General features: G+C 67.6%; 15 protein-coding genes. 4 read left to right on the top strand and 11 right to left on the bottom strand.

Going from position 1 to position 16,647, the window contains the following annotated elements; genetic code table 11:
* Window position 1: 1 nt before the first annotated feature.
* From B3K53_RS05745 to B3K53_RS05720, 6 genes are read right to left on the bottom strand one after another with little or no spacing between them, the layout of a single operon-like run.
* The gene (locus B3K53_RS05745; RefSeq protein WP_292083160.1) at window positions 2-1,225 is read right to left on the bottom strand and encodes a class I SAM-dependent methyltransferase; all 1,224 of its coding nucleotides are present in this window, start codon (window positions 1,223-1,225) and stop codon (window positions 2-4) included.
* Window positions 1,222-2,367: a glycosyltransferase family 4 protein gene (locus B3K53_RS05740; RefSeq protein WP_292083159.1), complete on the bottom strand. Its 1,146-nt coding sequence runs from the start codon at window positions 2,365-2,367 to the stop codon at window positions 1,222-1,224. Before B3K53_RS05740 ends, B3K53_RS05745 begins: the two co-directional genes overlap by 4 nt.
* Window positions 2,364-3,587 carry a DegT/DnrJ/EryC1/StrS family aminotransferase gene (locus tag B3K53_RS05735; RefSeq protein ID WP_292083156.1) on the bottom strand — a complete coding sequence of 408 codons (1,224 nt, stop codon included), beginning with the start codon at window positions 3,585-3,587 and terminating at the stop codon, window positions 2,364-2,366. Before B3K53_RS05735 ends, B3K53_RS05740 begins: the two co-directional genes overlap by 4 nt.
* Window positions 3,584-4,384, bottom strand: coding sequence for a glucose-1-phosphate cytidylyltransferase (gene rfbF, locus B3K53_RS05730; RefSeq protein ID WP_292083155.1), 801 nt, complete (start codon window positions 4,382-4,384; stop codon window positions 3,584-3,586). The genes B3K53_RS05735 and rfbF overlap by 4 nt, the downstream gene beginning before the upstream one ends.
* Window positions 4,381-5,526 carry a CDP-glucose 4,6-dehydratase gene (rfbG, locus tag B3K53_RS05725; RefSeq protein WP_292083154.1) on the bottom strand — a complete coding sequence of 382 codons (1,146 nt, stop codon included), beginning with the start codon at window positions 5,524-5,526 and terminating at the stop codon, window positions 4,381-4,383. The genes rfbF and rfbG overlap by 4 nt, the downstream gene beginning before the upstream one ends.
* 2 nt (window positions 5,527-5,528) lie before the next feature.
* Window positions 5,529-7,031, bottom strand: coding sequence for a lipopolysaccharide biosynthesis protein (locus B3K53_RS05720; protein ID WP_292083153.1), 1,503 nt, complete (start codon window positions 7,029-7,031; stop codon window positions 5,529-5,531).
* A 244-nt stretch (window positions 7,032-7,275) separates the two neighbouring features.
* Between B3K53_RS05720 and B3K53_RS05715 the strand changes: the two genes are divergently transcribed.
* Genes B3K53_RS05715 through B3K53_RS05700 form a run of 4 tightly spaced genes read left to right on the top strand, consistent with a single transcriptional unit; the run spans window position 7,276 to window position 11,580 of the window.
* Window positions 7,276-8,634: a glycosyltransferase gene (locus B3K53_RS05715; RefSeq protein ID WP_292083152.1), complete on the top strand. Its 1,359-nt coding sequence runs from the start codon at window positions 7,276-7,278 to the stop codon at window positions 8,632-8,634.
* Window positions 8,631-9,557 carry a glycosyltransferase gene (locus B3K53_RS05710; RefSeq protein WP_292083151.1) on the top strand — a complete coding sequence of 309 codons (927 nt, stop codon included), beginning with the start codon at window positions 8,631-8,633 and terminating at the stop codon, window positions 9,555-9,557. The genes B3K53_RS05715 and B3K53_RS05710 overlap by 4 nt, the downstream gene beginning before the upstream one ends.
* 47 nt (window positions 9,558-9,604) lie before the next feature.
* Window positions 9,605-10,540, top strand: coding sequence for a class I SAM-dependent methyltransferase (locus B3K53_RS05705; RefSeq protein WP_292083150.1), 936 nt, complete (start codon window positions 9,605-9,607; stop codon window positions 10,538-10,540).
* Window positions 10,537-11,580 carry a Gfo/Idh/MocA family protein gene (locus B3K53_RS05700; protein ID WP_292083149.1) on the top strand — a complete coding sequence of 348 codons (1,044 nt, stop codon included), beginning with the start codon at window positions 10,537-10,539 and terminating at the stop codon, window positions 11,578-11,580. Before B3K53_RS05705 ends, B3K53_RS05700 begins: the two co-directional genes overlap by 4 nt.
* 3 nt (window positions 11,581-11,583) lie before the next feature.
* On the opposite strand, the gene B3K53_RS05695 is transcribed toward B3K53_RS05700, so the two are convergent.
* The 5 genes from B3K53_RS05695 to B3K53_RS05675 are packed head-to-tail and all read right to left on the bottom strand — an operon-like array spanning window position 11,584 to window position 16,646.
* A complete protein-coding gene (locus B3K53_RS05695) occupies window positions 11,584-12,450 on the bottom strand; it encodes a hypothetical protein (RefSeq protein ID WP_292083148.1) in 867 nt (288 codons plus the stop codon).
* Window positions 12,444-13,529: a Gfo/Idh/MocA family protein gene (locus B3K53_RS05690; RefSeq protein WP_292083147.1), complete on the bottom strand. Its 1,086-nt coding sequence runs from the start codon at window positions 13,527-13,529 to the stop codon at window positions 12,444-12,446. Before B3K53_RS05690 ends, B3K53_RS05695 begins: the two co-directional genes overlap by 7 nt.
* The gene (locus tag B3K53_RS05685) at window positions 13,529-14,251 is read right to left on the bottom strand and encodes a polysaccharide deacetylase family protein (RefSeq protein ID WP_292083146.1); all 723 of its coding nucleotides are present in this window, start codon (window positions 14,249-14,251) and stop codon (window positions 13,529-13,531) included. The genes B3K53_RS05690 and B3K53_RS05685 overlap by 1 nt, the downstream gene beginning before the upstream one ends.
* Window positions 14,248-15,465 carry a glycosyltransferase family 4 protein gene (locus B3K53_RS05680; RefSeq protein ID WP_292083145.1) on the bottom strand — a complete coding sequence of 406 codons (1,218 nt, stop codon included), beginning with the start codon at window positions 15,463-15,465 and terminating at the stop codon, window positions 14,248-14,250. The genes B3K53_RS05685 and B3K53_RS05680 overlap by 4 nt, the downstream gene beginning before the upstream one ends.
* The gene (locus B3K53_RS05675; protein WP_292083144.1) at window positions 15,465-16,646 is read right to left on the bottom strand and encodes a glycosyltransferase family 4 protein; all 1,182 of its coding nucleotides are present in this window, start codon (window positions 16,644-16,646) and stop codon (window positions 15,465-15,467) included. The genes B3K53_RS05680 and B3K53_RS05675 overlap by 1 nt, the downstream gene beginning before the upstream one ends.
* Window position 16,647 lies beyond the last annotated feature (1 nt).

Raw genomic sequence — 16,647 nt, 5'->3', positions numbered from 1 at the left:
TTCAACCGACCACGCGGGGCTGGGGAATGGGCAGGATGAACCGGCCGCCTGCCGCGCGATAGGACTCGAGCTGCTCCATGATCTCGTCGGCGAAGTTCCAGGCCAGGATCAGCAGATAGTCAGGCCGGGTCTCGGTGATGACCTCGGGCGAGACGACGGGAATCCGCATTCCCGGCGACCATCGACCCTGCTTCAGCGTGTTGCGGTCGGCCAGATAGTCGAGCAGGTCCGGCCCTATGCCGAAGTAGTTGAGCAGGGTGTTGCCCTTGGCCGGGGCGCCATAGCCCGCCAGCCTCATGCCTTGTTGCTTCAGGTCGTGAAGCATCGCCATCAACGTCCGGCGCATGATCTCGACCCGTTCTGCGTGGGCGACATAGGTCTCGCGCTCGAACAGGCCGGCGTCACGCTCGCGCTGTAGCCATTCCGCCACCACAGGCTTGGCCGGTCCGTGACGCCGCAGATAGAGCCGCATTGACCCGCCGTGGATGGGCAGGTCGTCGATGTCCACGACCTGAAGCCCGTGCGGACGGCCGATGGCCTCGACCGAGGCGACGCTGAACACCGACAGATGCTCGTGATAGATGGTGTCGAACTCATTGAGCTCCACGCAGGTCAGGGCCTGGGGAACCTCGATGACGAAGGTCCCCTCCGGCGCCAGCAGGGTCTCGATCCCCTCCATGAAGCCGTGCAGATCGTCGATGTGGTTCAGGGTGTTGGTGGTGACGATGACCTGGGCCGGTCCGTAGCGCGCCAGGATTTCATGGGCCGAATCCCGGGTGAAATAGGCGTTGAAGACCTCGATGCCCCTGTTTCTCGCCAGTTCTGCGATGTTGGCCGAAGGGTCCACGCCGAGAACCTTGAGGCCCTGATCCTGGCAGGCCGACAGCAGCAGGCCGTCGTTGCAGCCGATATCGACCACCAACTGGCCCGGCGCGGTGATCAGTTCGTCCCGGAAACGCCCGGCCAGAGCGGCGAAATGCTTCGGCATCGTCGCCGAGGCGGACGGAACATAGACGTAGTCGACATAGAAGTCGGACGGCAGTTGGTCCGGCACCTGGATCAGGCCGCACGCCAGACAGGCGTGGGTGTCCAGCGGATAGCGGCGATCCGGCTGATCCAGATTCTCGGGCCTCAGGAAGTCGTTGGCGGCGGGGTGGTCGCCCAGCGGCAGATAGCAGAACAGGTTGTCGGCGCCGCAGGCGCGGCAGGCGGCCATCGTGCTCATCTCGCTTCACCCTGTAAGGCCGAGCCCATTGCGACGCTTCGCAAGACATCCAGCGTCTGACGCGCGTTTTCGCTCCATCGCAGCGACCGTCCGCGCTCGCGGCCCCGCCGTTGCAGATCGCGTCGCAGGCCGTCGTCCTCCAGCACCCGGCCGACGGCGTCGCTCAGGGCGTCTCTTTCGGGCGTGACCATCAGGGCGTGGCCGCGCGCCACCTCGCCCAGGCCGCCCCGGTCAGCCGCCACCACGGCCACTCCGCAGGCCAGGGCCTCGATGGTCGTCATCGACCAACCCTCGTACTCGGACGGATGCACGAAGACGCTGGCCGCCGCATAGACCGGCACGATGTCAGTGTGTTGCTCGATGACGCCGTCCGTCTGGACCACGTGATCCGTGACGCCGAGCTGTGCGCACAGTTCGGCCAACGGCAGGTCGGGCGGGCAGGGTCCGAACAGCAGCAGGCCGTGGGGGATGTTCCTGGTCGCCCGCAGCCGGGCGAAGGCCTCCAGCAGCATGGGGATGTTGCGCCGCGCCGAGCACTTGCCGACGAACAGGATGTAGGGCCGGTCGTAGCCGAAGAAGCGGGTGCGGACCGCCGACAGCACGGCTTCATCTTCGACGGGGGCGAAGGCGTCGTCCGTCCCCTGATGCACGATGGCGATGCGCTCAGGGCGGACGCCGTAATGCTCGACCACCAGATCCCGCGTCGATTGCGCCGGCACGATCACCGCATCCGCTCGCCGCGCGCAGGCCCGGTGCAGCCGCGAATGGGTCTGGCGATAGACCCAGGAATGGGCGGCGGACTGCACCTCGTTGACACTGTGGGTGGCCACCACCATCCGCCCCGGATAGGCGAGCGGCGCGGTATAGGCCGGGCAGAACAGCACGTCCTGCGACGCCGCCGCGCCGCGCAGACGCAGGCTTTCCCACGGCAGGCCCGACATGCCGGACTCCAGCAGGACCGGCCGGATGCGCGGGCTGAGCGCGGCCAGGTCTTCGTCCAGCGGCCGGCGCACGAACAGGGAGACGGTCTCGTCGCCTTCAAGCTGGGTCGCCCAGTGGCGCAGCATGTATTCGATATAGCGGCCGACGCCGAACCGCTGTCCGGCCAGGCGTTGACCGTTGACCGCGATGCTCAGGCTCACCGATGGCTCTCGGCAAAGGCGCGGAACTGCTCGTGGACATAGTCGATCTGGATGGGCGTCAGGCCGTGGTGACAGGCCAGCAGCATCCCGCCACGCATGACGCGGTCGGCGTTGGGGTATCCTTCGGCGGCCTCGCGGCGCTGAATGTCCGTGAAGCCCGGCTGACGCAGGATGTTGCCGGTGAAGACCGTCCGGGTCTGGATTCCCCTCGTCTCGAGGTAGATCTGCAGGTCGCGCCGGGTGAAAGGCGCGTCGTCGCGAACAATGATGGGATAGGCCAGCCAGCCGGTGCTCGAATCCGCCATCTGACGCGGCAGCATCAGCCAGTCCTCATAGGCGGCGAAGAAGGCCGCGTGCTGGGCGAAATGGCGCGCGCGCGCGGCGACATTGGCGTCCAGCCGACTCAACTGCACCAGACCGAAGGCCGCGCCCATCTCCGACGGCTCGAAGTTGTAGCCGATGTCCGAAAAGACGAACTTGGCGTCATAGGGAATGCCGCCGACATCGACGTTGAAGCGGTTCTCGATGGCCTCTGAATCGTCGAACAGCGACGAGTTCCGGCCCCAGCTTCGCAGCAGCCGCGCCCGGTCGCGCCAGTCGTCGCGATTGACGCACAACATGCCGCCGTTACCGGCGCAGTTGATGACGTGCGAGCCGTAAAAGCTGGTGGTGCTGATGTCCGACCGGGCGCCCGTGCTGACCCCGCGCAGGGTGGCGCCCAGGGTGTCGGCGGAATCCTCGATGACCAGCAGGTCATGGGCGCGGGCGATCGCGGCGATGCGGTCCCAGTCGGGCAGGTTGCCGATCAGGGACGGGATCATCATGGCCCGCGTGCGCGGCGTGATCGCGGCCTCGATCCGCTCGACGTCGATGTTGAAGGTGTCCGGCTCGACGTCGACGAAGGCAGGGATCAGCCGGTTCTTGACCAGGGGCGCGACGGTGGTGGCGAAGGTCAGGACCGGGGTGACGACCTCGGCCCCCTCGGGCAGGCCCAGCAGTTCGACGGCCAGGTAGTTGGCGCTGGAACCGGAGTTGACCATCACTCCGTGCGTCTTGTCGAACAGGTCGGCGACGCGCTGCTGGAACCGGCCGACATGGTCGCCCATCTGGGTCGAGCCGCGCAGGACGGCGACCACGGCGGCGATTTCCTCCTCGCCGTGCACGGTCTGGCCATAGGGGACGCGCATCGCCGCGCGGGGCGGAGATTCGATCTGGGTCATCCGGCGCTCCGAAGTTGGGGGCTTTCGACCGGACGCCGCCGCCAGGGCGGGTTGCCGCTACGCCACAGATCTTCGAGCAGGTTCTTCTCGCGCAGGGTGTCCATGGGCTGGAAGTAGCCCTCGTGCCGATAGGCGACCATCTGGCCGTCACGCGCGATCCGGTCGAGCGCGTCGCGTTCCAGCGACGACTGCGGCCCCTCGATATAGTCCAGCACCTCGGGCTCGAAGACGAAGAAGCCGCCGTTGATCCAGTCGTTCGCCGTCTGGGGCTTTTCGGAGAAGCGGGTGACCGTGTCGCCATCCATCTCCATCAGGCCGAACCGGGCGGGCGGGTGCATGGCCGTCACCGTCGCCAGCTTGCCGTGAGCCTTGTGGAAGGCCACCACCTCGTCGATCGGCACGTCGCTGAGCCCGTCGCCATAGGTGCACATGAAGGCCCCGTCGCGCAGGTGGTCGCGCAAGGACAGCAGCCGCCCGCCGGTCAGGGTCTCCAGCCCGGTGTCGATGCAGTGAACCCGCCAGTCCGGCGCCCCTTCGCCGATGAAGGTGCGCTCGCCGCTGCGCAGGTCCATGGCCCAGTCGGAGTGGTCGAAGTGCAGGTTGCCGAAATACTGTTTGATGACCTCGCCCTTGTAGCCGCAGGCGATGACGAACTCGCGGAAGCCATGATCGGCATAGGCAGACATGATGTGCCACAGGATCGGGTGGCCCCCGATCTCGACCATGGGCTTGGGCCGCAGCGAGGTTTCCTCGGCCAACCGGGTGCCCAGGCCGCCGGCCAGAAGCACGGTCTTCATCGGGCCCTCCCTGACGCTGCGCTGAGGGCGTGGGCTTCAATGCCGGCGAGGCGTGGACTGCTTGCGGTTCGTCCCGTCGCATGGCTCGCCAACGCCGCGTCCACGGCGGAGGTCGAGGACGCGACCATGTCGCGCCCCTCCAGCCAGTCTGCGTACCAGGTCGCCGTCGCCTCGACGGCGGCGGGCGTATCCAGCCGCGGCCGCCACCCGAGGATCCGCGCGGCCTCGCGGGAGTCGAGCGCCAGGCGGCCAGCCTCCGGCATCGTTGGTTCGGGCGCCAGGCGCCAGTCGACGGCGTGACCGGTTGCGGCGCCCCATAGGTCGAGCAGGCGGCGCACGCTGATCTCGCCGTCGGCGGGACCGAAGTTGAGGGCGGCGGGCGCGGCCTCGGGCGTCGTCATCAGCCGCTCGGTCAGCAGCAGATAGCCCCGCAGCACGTCCAGCACGTGCTGGAACGGCCGCGTCGCCTCGGGCTGGCGCAGGCTCAGGGTCGCGCGGGACCGGATCGCCCGCACCAGGTCTGGGATCAGCCGCTCCTCGCCGAAGTCGCCGCCGCCGATGACATTGCCGGCCCTCGCCGTGGCCAGAGGCGGCAATTCGCTCGAAAAGGACGCCCGCCAGGACGCCACGGCGATCTCGCAGGCCGCCTTGGAGGCGCTGTAGGGATCGGCGCCGCCTAGCGCAGCCTGCTCGGTGAAGGGGCGGCCGGCGCCGTCGTTGCGGTAGACCTTGTCAGATGTCGCCACGAGCAGGGCCTGAACGCCCGTCATGCCTCGGAGCGCCTGCATCAGGTTGATGGTTCCATCCACATTGGTCGCGAAGGTTCCCGCCGGATCGCGATAGCTGCGGCCGACCAGGGCCTGGGCCGCCAGGTGCAGGACCACATCCGGCTTCGTCGCCTGGACGAAGGCATGCAGTCGCCCGGCGTCGCGAATGTCGAGCTGTTCGTCGCCGGCGAGGAGGGCGGGCAGGGCCAGCGCCTGGTAGGCGGTCGGTCCGTCCTCCGGAGCCAGGGAAGCGCCGATCACCTCGGCGCCGAGGCGATGGAGCATCAGGCACAGCCAGGCGCCCTTGAAACCGGTATGCCCGGTGACCAGCACCCTGCGACCTTCCCAGAGGCCGGGCGTCAGCGATGCGTTCACACTCAAGCCCTCCGCCCGGTGAATCGTCTGACCAACGCCAGCGTGGCCGTGTCGTTCCTTAGAAAAATCAGCCAGGTCAGGGCCAGGCAGATGGCGGCGAACAGCGCCCTGGCGCCGAAGCCGGTCAGGCTGAACTCCGCCCCGCGCATGAACAGGACGCCGCCCGCTGCGATGACGACCATCATCCAGGCGACGCGGCCATGGATTTGCGGTGTCAGGCTGACCCCGTGCTTCCATTTCAGACGGACCAGAATGGCGCCGGCGTAGAGGGCCATGCCGAGAGTCATCGCCGCCGGCGCGCCGATCAGACCCATGCGCGGCAACAGCAGTTCGGTCAGCAGCGCCGACCCGCCAAAGCCGATCAGGGCAAGAACCGGCACGGAGACGAGATCGTCCAGGCCGATGAGAAGCTGCAGGCAGATGTAGGAAATCTGCGTCAGGCACTGCCACAGCACGAAGCTGAACAGGATGTAGGCGGCGGGCGTGAACTGGTCCGTATAGAGGATGCGGATGACGGTCTGGGGGAAGCAGAGGATCGGAATGACCGCCAGGATCATGACCGGCAGCAGGCTCATCATGAAGCGCTCGCAGGCCGCGACCTTGTCTGTCGTCGGGGCTCTGCGACTCAGGATCGGGATCAGGTAGAGGTTGATCAACGGCGTCAGCACGGCCCCGGCCGTCAGGGCGATGCTCATTCCGCTCTGGAAGAAACCCGCGGGCGCTTCGCCCATATGGGCCAGCACCAGGTAGCGGATCAGGAACAGGCTTCCCGCCGACAGGACCATGGTCAGATAGAAGCCGGCCGAGGCCGGGAAGTGCCGCAGGGCCTCTGCGAGGCCGCCTTCGCCGCGCTGTCCCATGACCCAGCGCACGCCGACGTCGCGGAACAGGAACAGGCCCGCGCCGACGGTGCTCAGCAGGCCCGCGATCGCCGTCCCGGCGTACAGACCGTTCAATCCGTCCAGGGCGACGCCGATCACCGCCCCCGCCGCCAGGGCGAAGGCGACGGCGAAATTCATCATGGCGGCGCCGACAGGCCGCTGCGCCGCCGCCAGGGTGTTGGCGGCCAGGATCGCCAGCATGGCGGCCGGAACGCACAGGGCGGCCACCTTCAGATAGGACAGATAGGGCGTCAGCTCCCGACCGATCCACTCGGGCCTGAACTGCAGGATCAGCAGGAGGATGAGGGTGCTGAGCAAGCCCGCCGTCAGGATCGCCTTTGCGAACCCGGTGGCGACGCGCTGGAACTGCACATGACCCTCGCCATGGGCCTGGGCCATGTATTTCAGGCTGGCGAAGGGCATCCCCAACGCGCCCAGCTGGACCACGGTCATGATCAACTGGTCGATGGTGGCCGCCACGCCGAAGCCGGACGGCGACAGCATGACCGCCAGGATCTTGGCCCGGCCCAGCGCCACCAGGGTCATCAGAATCTGCAGGGCCGCGATCCATCCCAGCGGACTGCCCCAGCTTCGTCGGCCTCGCTCGTTCGACGCTGTCGTCATCGGCGTGACACCCCTCAATGGGTTCGGCGTTTCTCTCGCCGGACCTTCACTGAACGCCCGAAATTCGATGACTGCAACTAGACCGTAACTCAGGCGTATTGAGCATTGAGCGTGGAGTGGTGGCGGCAGGTACTTATTTTACAAATAATGAGCCGATGAATGCTCGGCGTCGCGATGGTCGGCGTCTGATTTCGCCGGCGGATGGTCGAGACCGGTGGATAGTCATTCGGATGAAGAGGGGCGAATGCACGCGGATCGCGGACTGTTCCGTGGCCGTGACGGCCTTGAGCGCGCAGAGGTGGCCGTGCGGAAAGGACCGCGCGCCGTCCGACGCAAGAGCGCCCTGCCCATCGGTCTGTCCGACGCCCTGATCACGGCGGCTTTCGGCGTCGGCATTGTTGTTGTCTGGGTTCTGCTGGTCATTCGCCTGGGTTGGGTCGGCGGCTTCTTCGCGGGTTGGATCGTCGCGCCTTTGACGGGTGTGGCCTCGGCCCTGCTGATGGCGGTCTGGACGATCCCGCTGCGCAACGAGGACGTGCTGAGCTTCAAGCGGCGGCGCCGGCATTTCGAACCCGACGCCTCGGCGTCAGCCCGGCGCAAGAGCATCTCGGTCGTGATGCCGGTCTATAATGGCGAGCCCTACCTGAGGATCAGTCTGCCGCCGCTGATCGCCATGCTGGTCGACGGCGCCCTGGCCGAGGTTCTGATCATCGACGACGGCTCGACCGACGCCTCGGCCGCCTACGCCAGGGAACTCGGCGCCACGGTGATCGGGTCTGGCGGACGCATGGGACCGGGCGCAGCGCGCAATCTGGCCATCGCGAACGCGCGCGGCGAGATTCTGTGGTTCGTCGACGCCGACGTGGTCGTCCACCCCGGCAGCGCCCATTACATCCAGAGCGCCTTTTGCGCGCCCAATGTGGTCGCCGTCTTCGGCTCCTATGACGATCGGCCTGCGGCGCCCAATTTCGGATCCCAGTACAAGAATCTGGTGCACCACCACTATCACCAGCACGCCGACATCGACGCCTCGACCTTCTGGTCCGGCTGTGGCGCGGTCGACAAGGCGGCCTTCGCCGAGGTCGGGGGGTTCGACGCCGAAACCTTCCGGATGCCGTCCGTCGAGGATGTCGACCTGGGTTACAAGCTGCGTCAGGCTGGGGGCGCCATTCGTCTCGACCGTCGCCTGTTGAGCACCCATCTCAAGGTCTGGTCGGTGACCGAACTGGTCAGGACCGACATTTTCCGACGCGCCATCCCCTGGGCCCGGATGATGCTGCAGCGTTCGGAAATCCTCGACGATCTGAACGTCGGCACCTTCGAGCGGCTGCGGGCGCTGCTGGCGGCCTCGCTGATCTTTGTGACGATCGCGGCGGTCGCGGGCTGGATCAGCCCATGGTGGCTGGCGCCCATGCTGCTGACCATCCTGACGGCGAACTGGCACCTGTTCCGGCTTTTCTACCGCCGCCGCGGCCTGCTGTTCGCCGTCGCGGGACTGCTGTTCCATCAGGTCTATTATCTCTACAGCGCCGCCGCCTTCGTCGGGTGCTGGCTGGAGTTCAGGCTTTCCGGGCGCTCGGCGCGAACGGCGGAGGCCGCATGATTGCGCCGCATGACGCCGAGCCTGCGCCGCACGTCGCCGTGCTGATCGGTCTTGTCAGCACGGAGGACGGCGATCGCATCCTGGAAACGCTGGCCGCGCTGGCGAACGACGGCGACCATGCCTGCGAGGTGGTTCTGGTCGACCGGCGCCGGGATCAGGTCAGCGCCGAGATCGCCCGACGGTTTCCCGGCGTCCTGCTGCTGCCTTGCCCCGCCGACGAAACCCTGCCGGCCATGCGGGCAATGGCCCTGTCGCATAGCCGGGCCGCCATCGTGGCGGTGACCGAGGATCATTGCGTGCCCTGCCAAGGCTGGCTTGGCCAGATCGTCGACGCCTTCGACGCCGACCCTGGTCTTACGGCCGTCGGTGGCCCCGTTCAGAACGGCGTCGTCGATACGGGGCTGGATTGGGCGACTTTTCTTTGTGAATACAGCTTCTTCTCACCGCCTCTTGATGAAGGGGCGACAGCGGTCCTGCCGGGCATGAACGTCGCCTATCGCCGCGCGGCCCTGACGTCCTTGCCGGCCCAGGCCCTGACCGACGGCTTCTGGGAGACGACGGTTCACCCGCGCTTGCAGGAAGCGGGCGGGCGCTTTCAGTTGCGAAACCGTATGGTCATGTTCCACTGCAAGCGCTTTTCGGCGGGGCTCTTTCTGCGTCAGAGGTTCGTCTATTCGCGCTACTACGCCGGTTTGCGCTTCCCAGCTTGGCAAAGGGCGAAGCGAGCCGCCGCCGCCGTGGCTTCGCTGGTCCTGCCGCCGGTCCTGCTGCTGCGTATCGTGCGCTCGTGTCTGGCCAAGGAGCTGCGCGGTCCGCTGTTGAGGGCCCTGCCGTCCCTGCTGCCCATGGTCTGTGTCTGGGCCGCCGGCGAGTCCTGGGGCTATGTCCGGGGTCCAGGGCGCGCCCTGGCCGAGATCGAATGACCGGGCGGATCGCGTTCTGTTGTCCCGCGTGTCGCGGCCCGGTGTCGATGCAGGCGGACGCCTATCGCTGCGACGCCTGCCGTCTCAGCTTTCCGATCCTGTACGGCGTTCCTGATTTTCGTCTGCGTTCCGACCGCTACCTGAGCCTGGAGCAGGAGCGCTTGAAGGCCGCGCGGCTGGCTGACTTCGCGCGCTCCCACAGCTTCGCCGACCTGCTGACCTTCTACTATTCGATCACCGACGACGTGCCGCCCGAACTGGCGAGGCGGTATGCGGACTACGCCCGGGGCGGGTCAGAGCGGGCCGGTGCGGTCCTTGCCGATCTGGCTCCCCTGACTTCGCAGGACCGGCTTCTGGACGTGGGGTGCGGGGCGGGGGGCATGATGGTCGCCGCCGCGCGGCAGGGCGTCGAGGCGGTCGGCGTGGATATCGCCCTGCGCTGGCTGGTCATCGCCCGCAAGCATCTGGAAGGCTGCGGCCTGAAGGCCGCGCTGGTCTGTGCCGACGCCGAGGCCCTGCCGTTCACGGATGGCGGCTTTACGCGGGTCGTCGCGGTCGACGTGGTCGAGCACGTCCGCGACCCCGAAGCCTTCGTCGCTGAATGCGGGCGGCAACTGACCGGGGCCGGGCGGTTGTGGATCAGCGCCACGAACAGGTTCTGGCCCGGCCCGCATCCGTCGGTCGGCCTGTGGGCTGCAGGCTGGCTTCCCGCGTCCGTTCGCAGCGCGAGGCTGCGCCGGCTGCGAGGCGTGGACTCGCTGCGGTTCGTCCACCTTCTGTCGCCTTTCCGCGTCATGCGGGCCTGCCGCGAACGCGGCCTTCGCATCCTCAGCCGCCGGCCGCGCGCGGCGCAGGGCGGGCAGGGCGTCGCGCGCCGTCTCTACGCCGCTCTGGCGCGCGCGCCGGGCTTCAGCGCCTTGCTGTTCGTCGCCGGCCCGGCCTTTCAGATGATCGCCGCCCGTCCTCAGGGAGACCGTCCATGAAGTTTGGATTGATCGGCGCCGGCGGCATAGGCGCCGTCAGGGCGGCGGCGCTGAAGGCGTCCAAGGCTTGCGATCTGACGGCGATCAGCGATCTGGACGAACCGCGCGCCCGCGTCCTGGCTCCGCAGGCCCGGTTCCATGCCGTGCCTGACGCCCTGTTCGACGATCCGGCCGTCGAAGCGGTGGTGATCTCGACCCCGCCGCAGTTCCATGAGGCGCTGGCCGTCGCGGCGCTGGATGCGGGCAAGCACGTCCTGGTCGAAAAGCCCATGGCCCCGACCCTGGAGGCTTGCCAGAGAATGGTTGAGGCCGCCGAGCGCAACGGGCGGCTGCTGACCGTGGGTTTTAATCACCGCTATTTCGACGCGGTCAAACGGGTGCGCGAGGCCGTCGTCTCGGGCGCCATCGGAACCCTGACCCACGTCAAGGGCTTCACCGGCCATACCGGCCTGTCCGAGTTCAAGGCCGCCTGGATGTACGACCCCGCCGTCATGGGCGGCGGCGCCTTGGCCGACAACGGGGTGCATATGCTGGACCTGTGCCGCCACCTGATGGGCGAGGCGGTCGAGGTCTATGGTCACGCCTCCAGCAGCGTCTGGAACCTGGGCGCGGCTGAAGACAACGCCTTCGCCCTGATGCGGTCCGATGCCGGCGTGGTCGGCAGCCTCCACGCCAGCTGGAGCGAATGGAAAGGCTATCGTTTCCACATCGAGGCCTATGGCGATCGCGGCATGGCCCGCGCCTACTATGCCCCCATGATGTCCACGGTGATCCAGTTGGACCGGCCGGGCGGCAAGAGGCGGACCGAGCGCAACTTCTATCCCGCCGCCATCGTCCGCGAGCGCCTGTCGGGCTGGCAGAGCACGGTGATCCGCGCCTTCGTCGAGGAATTCGCCGACTTCGTCGAAGCCGCTGAGGGCCGCGCGGGCAGCGGGCGTCTGGCCACCGGCTTCGACGGTCTGCGCGCGGTCGAGATGGGCAAGGCGGTCTACGCCAGCGGCCCCAGCGGACGGGCGGTGGCGCTTTCGCCGCGCGGTTGACCTTCAGTCGATCAGGCTCTCGTCCCCGGCGCGCCCGGTCAGATAACCGACGCATTCGCCAGCCGACCAGCCTGCCTCGACCCACAACAGATGCGGCCAGAAGCGCCAGAAGGCGCCGCGGCAGGTCTCGACGCGGCGGGCGTGGCGATGGATCCGCGTCAGCCTGAGGAAGGGCAGAATCGGCGTGAACAACGCCGCCCCTAGCCGGGACGGAGCGCCGGGCTGCGTCAGGCGATGCGCGGCATAGGCTCGGCCGTGCCGATACCGCCGACGGCGATAGGGGCCGAGCGCGAAGGTCTTGTGGTGGATGACCAGGCAGTCCGGGGCCAGTTCAGGCGTCATCCGCCCCAGCAGCGCGGTTTTGACGAAGCCATGGGCGGCCAGCTCCGCCGGGTCGCCTGTCGCGGTTCGGGGCAGGATCAGATTGGCCCCGGCCACCTCGGTAGTCGTCGCTATGATCTGGCGATGAAACTGAACATATTCCGTTAGATACCCTATTATTCTCACGTCTTGCGCGCTGTATGCCGGCTCGACGGGGCCGAAGAAGGCGGCAGGGCTGTCGTCCAGTCGATCCAGCACGGCGTCCAGCCAGTCCGGCGCCGGGACATACTGCGCGTCCAGAATGGCGACGTAGCGCGCCGTCGTGCGGCCTATGCCCGTCTCCCACAGTCGAAACACCGAGAGCGTCTCGGCCGCCAGGTGCAGGCGCACTCCGTCGGGCGGCGGGGGATGGAGCCGGGTCGTGCTGTCGCCGAGGATGTGGACCTCGACCTCCCGCCGGTCCAGGACGCCCGACGTCTCCAGCATGCGGTTCAGCGCCGCTGCATCGCAGACCCCCTTGGCGGCGAACAGCAACGCCAAGGTCACCATTCGCCGCACCGGATCACGGCGCCGGGCTCGGCCTCATAACAGGCCAGCAGCAGCCGCAGCGTGTGGCGCGCGTCGTCCAGCGTATAGGGCGGCGGGCGTCCAGCGTTGATCGCCTCGATGCTCATGCCCAGCAGCCGGGCGGTGGCGTCGGCGAACAGGTCGAGCGGGGCCGTCGCGATCCGCTCGTAGGCCTCGCCGCGATAGAGCCTGGCCGTCCCGCCCATGGCCATGTCCAGTTCGACAAAGGGCCGACGCGTGCGGGGGCGCAGACCCGCCTTGACCTGCATCCGGCCGCCCAGACGGGTCTCGATGGCCGCCTCGGTCCCGTCCAGCCGGATATCGAGGTAGCGATGTCGCCCGCGCGTCAGCCGGTCCAGGGTGATCTGGGCGAAGCGATCGCCCGAGAACTCCAGTTCCAGCAGGTTCAGATAATCCGGCCCGTCGGGTCGCCCCGGTCGCGGCATTCGCGCACGCAAGCTCAGAGGCCTCTCGCCATAGAAGAACCGGGCCAGGTCCAGAACATGGGTGCCGAACTCCTTCAGCGTCCGCTGCGGATCGGCGCCGCGCCAGCCTTCCTCGGTCTCGGGGGTGACGACGAAGCTCTGCTGGATCATGACGAACTGCAGGTCGCCGAAGCCCGGTTGAGACATGCGCCGCCTGGCCTCCCAGTGGATCGGCATGAAGGGGAATTCGCTGTTGACGACCACCTGTCGCCGTCGTTCGGCGGCCAGTGCGGCGATGGCGTCGGCATCATCCAGCGTCTCGGCCAGCGGCTTCTCACAGAAGACATGGCAGTCCGCCAGCAGAGCCCGGCGTGTCAGTTCGACGTGCGACGCCGGCGGCGTGGCGACCACCACCATGTCGGGGCGGGCCTCGGCCAGCATCTGATCGATGGACGAGAAGCTTGGCAGGCCCAGGGCCTCGCCGCCGCCCTGGACGTCGTAGGCGCCGACGATCTGGACGTTCTTCAGCTTCTTGAGGGCGGGCAGGTGAATGGTTCGCCCCGCCTTGCCTAGGCCGATAATGGCGATCCGTTCTACGGCCTTCTCGACCAACTTATTGTTTTCAGAATAGGTCATTACGAGCGATTCCGAATCTGACGAATGAGGCGACGCAAGCCGATGTATCCGTGCCCGACGGTGTGGTTCAGCTGCCGTATCAGCCAGGGATGTCGGAGGTAGTGGCTGTCGAGGCGCGGCAACTGGGCCGCGTCGTCCCCATCCCCTAGATCGGCCAATCGGGTGGTGAAGCTTGCCCGATAGCGTCGCCTGGCCTCCTCTCGCGTGGCCCCATTATGGAAGCCATAGGGGTAGGCGAAATAGCGCGGCCGTCGCCCCAGTTGGTCGGCGATGATCCGGTCGGCTGTCTCCATCTCCTCGGTGATCTGCGACAGCGACAGAGCGCGCAGGTCGGGATGGCGGTGGGTATGGCTCTCGATGCACACGCCGCCGTCGTGCAGAGCCTCGATCTGATCCCAGTTCATCATCGCATAACGCGGCGCGGTCGCGGGCTGGCCCGGCCAGGCGTTGTCTTGGCCCACATAGGCGGTCGGCAGGAACAGGTGAGCGGGGGCGTCAAACGCTTTTAGGATCGGCAGGGCCGTCTCATGCACGCTGGCCAGTCCGTCGTCGAAGGTCAGGGCCACGCCTTCCTGCGTCGCCGGATCGAGCAGGGCGTCCAGCGTCAGGATCGGCGTCCCCATCTCCTGCAGGGTCTCTATCAGCGCCCGGAAGGCCTCGGGCGGATAGGACAGGGGCGAGCGCGCATGGTCGACGGCATGGAAGGTCAGGACGGCCTTCATGGGCGCGATCCTTCCGCCCGCTTACGTTCCAGAACACGCGCGATCAGCGTCTCATAGCCATCCAGATGCCGATCCAGCGTGTGATGGGCTTCGTATCCGGCGCGTGCCGCCGCGCTCCGACGTTGACGCAGTTCCGGCTGGGTCGCGAGGTCACGCAGCAAGACCTCCAGCTCGGCCTCATTGCGATAGACCAGCCCGCCGCCGGTCCGCTGGACCGTCTCGACCGCCCCGCCGGCGCTGGCCGCGACCAGGGTGGGCGTGCCGCAGGCGGCGGCTTCGACCACCCCCAGACCGAAGGTCTCGGGCGCCAGAGACGGCAGGATCAGGGCGGCGGCGCGGGCATAGTGCCGGGCCAGTTCGGCCTGGGGCAGGGGGCCGAGGAAGCGGATGTTGCGGTTGGCCGCATAGGCCTTCTCCAAGGCCGCGCGCTGGTCGCCGTCTCCGATCACCAGCAAGTCGAACTGCGGCAGGCGGGCGAAGACGCGCAGCAGCGGCTCCACCCCTTTTGAGGCCGTCACGCGGCCTACGATGATGAAGGTCGAGGGCGAGACCGGCGGGGCCTTGGCGAGGGTCGGAAAGGCGGAGAACAGCGGCAGAACCTCGATCACCCGTCCCAGTGCGGCGTGCTTTTCGGCCGTGAAGGCGCTGGGTGCGATCAACTGGTCGACATGGTCCAGAGCCTTGCTGATCAGCGGGCCGTAACGCCACAACTGCGGCGGCACGCGGGACTTGAGGCAGCAGCTCAGGCAGGTCGGCCCGTCGCAAGCGCGATTGCGCGCCTTCCAGAAGATGTGGGTGGGGCAGATCAGCCAGTGTTCGTGCAGGGTGTAGAGCGTGACCGGGGCGTGGCTATAGGCCAGGACGCCGGGGCCGCCGACCAGCGAGATGTTGTGGAAGTTGACCACGTCGAAACGGCCCTCGCCGAGCAGGCGCTTCAAGGCAGCGGCCTTCAGCCCCGGCCGACCCGTCTGCTGGGTGATCAAGGGCGAGAGCGGCCCCCCTCTACTACGCAGGCGGTGCACCCGCACGCCGGGATCCTCGATGATCGGTTCGTCGGGCCCCCGGCCGCCTAGCAGGTCATAGGCATCCTGACAGTGGATCACCTCGACTTCATGCCCCCGCGCGGCCAGTCCGCGCGACAGGTTGCGCACATAGGTGGCGTCGCCGCCGAAGCTGTAGGGAGGATAGAAGGTGGTGACCATGCCCAGGCGCATCAGCGGACCCGCCCGAACTGTTCCAGAACGTCGAGGGTGGCCGCCGCCGCCGCCGGCCAGCTGAGTTGCGCGGCGCGGATCAGGCTGGCGCGCCGCAGCTGATCCATCAGGGCTGCGTCGGTCGCGGTTCGGACGATGGCCTGCGCCATGTCGTCGACGTCCAGCGGATCGAAGAAGACTCCGGCCGCGCCGACCACCTCGGCCACGGCGCCGCCTGCCGTGGCGATGACCGGGGTGCCGCAGGCGATGGCCTCGGCGGCGGGCAGGCCGAACCCCTCGGACAGGGCGGGCATGGCGACCACATGGGCGGCGCTATAGAGGCTGACCAGGTCCTCGTCTGGGACGAATCCGGTGAAATGGACGCGGCCCTTCAGGCGGGCGTCGCCGTCGATCAGGGCCTTCAGCTCTTCATGGTTGGAGTGGAAGCCGTCGCCGTTCGGGTCCCCGACGAAGACCAGGCAGAGGTCGTCCAGAGCCGGATCGGCTGCGGCTTTCGCAAAGGCCTGGGCCAGCCGCAAGAGGTTCTTGTGAGGAGCCAGGCCGCCGACATAGACCAGCAGCCGATCATCCGGCGGCAGGGCCAGACGGGTCCGCATTTCGTTCAAACGCGCCGGGTCCAAGACGCGCGCGAAGATCGGATCGGCGGCTTCCAACACCACCTCGATCTTGCCGCGCGGGATCTTCAGATAGCGCACGATCTCTTCGCGCGCGGCCTCAGATACCGTGGTGAAGCCCGCCGCCGTGCGACGCGCCAGCCAGGTCTTCAGGTTCCAGAAGAAGCGACCGACGCGGTCGGGAAAGACGAGGTCGGAATAGTGCTCGGCGATAGCGTCGTGGAAGGTGATGACCGTCGGCGCGCCGCCCCTGGTCGGGAACCAGGAATAGACCGCCGGGAAGTAGAGAACGTCTAGCGGATGGGCCGATGTCGCGCGCTGAAATCTCAGCATATCCGATAACTTACGCCGACTTTCCGCCACCGCGGCTGAGGTGGCGGTGGCGCTGGTTTCGACCCGGATCACATGGACGCCGGGCCGGATCATCTCGGGCGCGGGCTCGCGGTCGATGAACAGGTAGATCTCATGTCCCCGGCTGTCGGCGAGGATGGCGGTAATCAATTGTCGTGTGAAACGTCCGAAGCCCCGACGGTTCCACCAGCAGGTTGCGTCGATCCCGATCCGCATG

This window comes from Brevundimonas sp. UBA7506 (assembly GCF_002479495.1).
Taxonomy (GTDB): domain Bacteria; phylum Pseudomonadota; class Alphaproteobacteria; order Caulobacterales; family Caulobacteraceae; genus Brevundimonas.
The sequence above is the reverse complement of the archived record's forward strand: the minus strand, read 5'-3'. Positions and strand labels throughout refer to the sequence as shown.

Bases quoted from the DNA above. Each gene is read 5' to 3' on its own strand.
- B3K53_RS05695 (WP_292083148.1), bottom strand. From the start codon at position 12,450: ATGGTGACCTTGGCGTTGCTGTTCGCCGCCAAGGGGGTCTGCGATGCA.
- B3K53_RS05675 (WP_292083144.1), bottom strand. From the start codon at position 16,646: ATGCGGATCGGGATCGACGCAACCTGCTGGTGGAACCGTCGGGGCTTC.
- B3K53_RS05700 (WP_292083149.1), top strand. From the start codon at position 10,537: ATGAAGTTTGGATTGATCGGCGCCGGCGGCATAGGCGCCGTCAGGGCG.
- B3K53_RS05720 (WP_292083153.1), bottom strand. From the start codon at position 7,031: ATGACGACAGCGTCGAACGAGCGAGGCCGACGAAGCTGGGGCAGTCCG.
- B3K53_RS05735 (WP_292083156.1), bottom strand. From the start codon at position 3,587: ATGACCCAGATCGAATCTCCGCCCCGCGCGGCGATGCGCGTCCCCTAT.
- B3K53_RS05705 (WP_292083150.1), top strand. From the start codon at position 9,605: ATGCAGGCGGACGCCTATCGCTGCGACGCCTGCCGTCTCAGCTTTCCG.
- B3K53_RS05690 (WP_292083147.1), bottom strand. From the start codon at position 13,529: ATGACCTATTCTGAAAACAATAAGTTGGTCGAGAAGGCCGTAGAACGG.
- rfbF (WP_292083155.1), bottom strand. From the start codon at position 4,384: ATGAAGACCGTGCTTCTGGCCGGCGGCCTGGGCACCCGGTTGGCCGAG.
- B3K53_RS05680 (WP_292083145.1), bottom strand. From the start codon at position 15,465: ATGCGCCTGGGCATGGTCACCACCTTCTATCCTCCCTACAGCTTCGGC.
- B3K53_RS05685 (WP_292083146.1), bottom strand. From the start codon at position 14,251: ATGAAGGCCGTCCTGACCTTCCATGCCGTCGACCATGCGCGCTCGCCC.
- B3K53_RS05710 (WP_292083151.1), top strand. From the start codon at position 8,631: ATGATTGCGCCGCATGACGCCGAGCCTGCGCCGCACGTCGCCGTGCTG.
- B3K53_RS05715 (WP_292083152.1), top strand. From the start codon at position 7,276: ATGCACGCGGATCGCGGACTGTTCCGTGGCCGTGACGGCCTTGAGCGC.
- B3K53_RS05745 (WP_292083160.1), bottom strand. From the start codon at position 1,225: ATGAGCACGATGGCCGCCTGCCGCGCCTGCGGCGCCGACAACCTGTTC.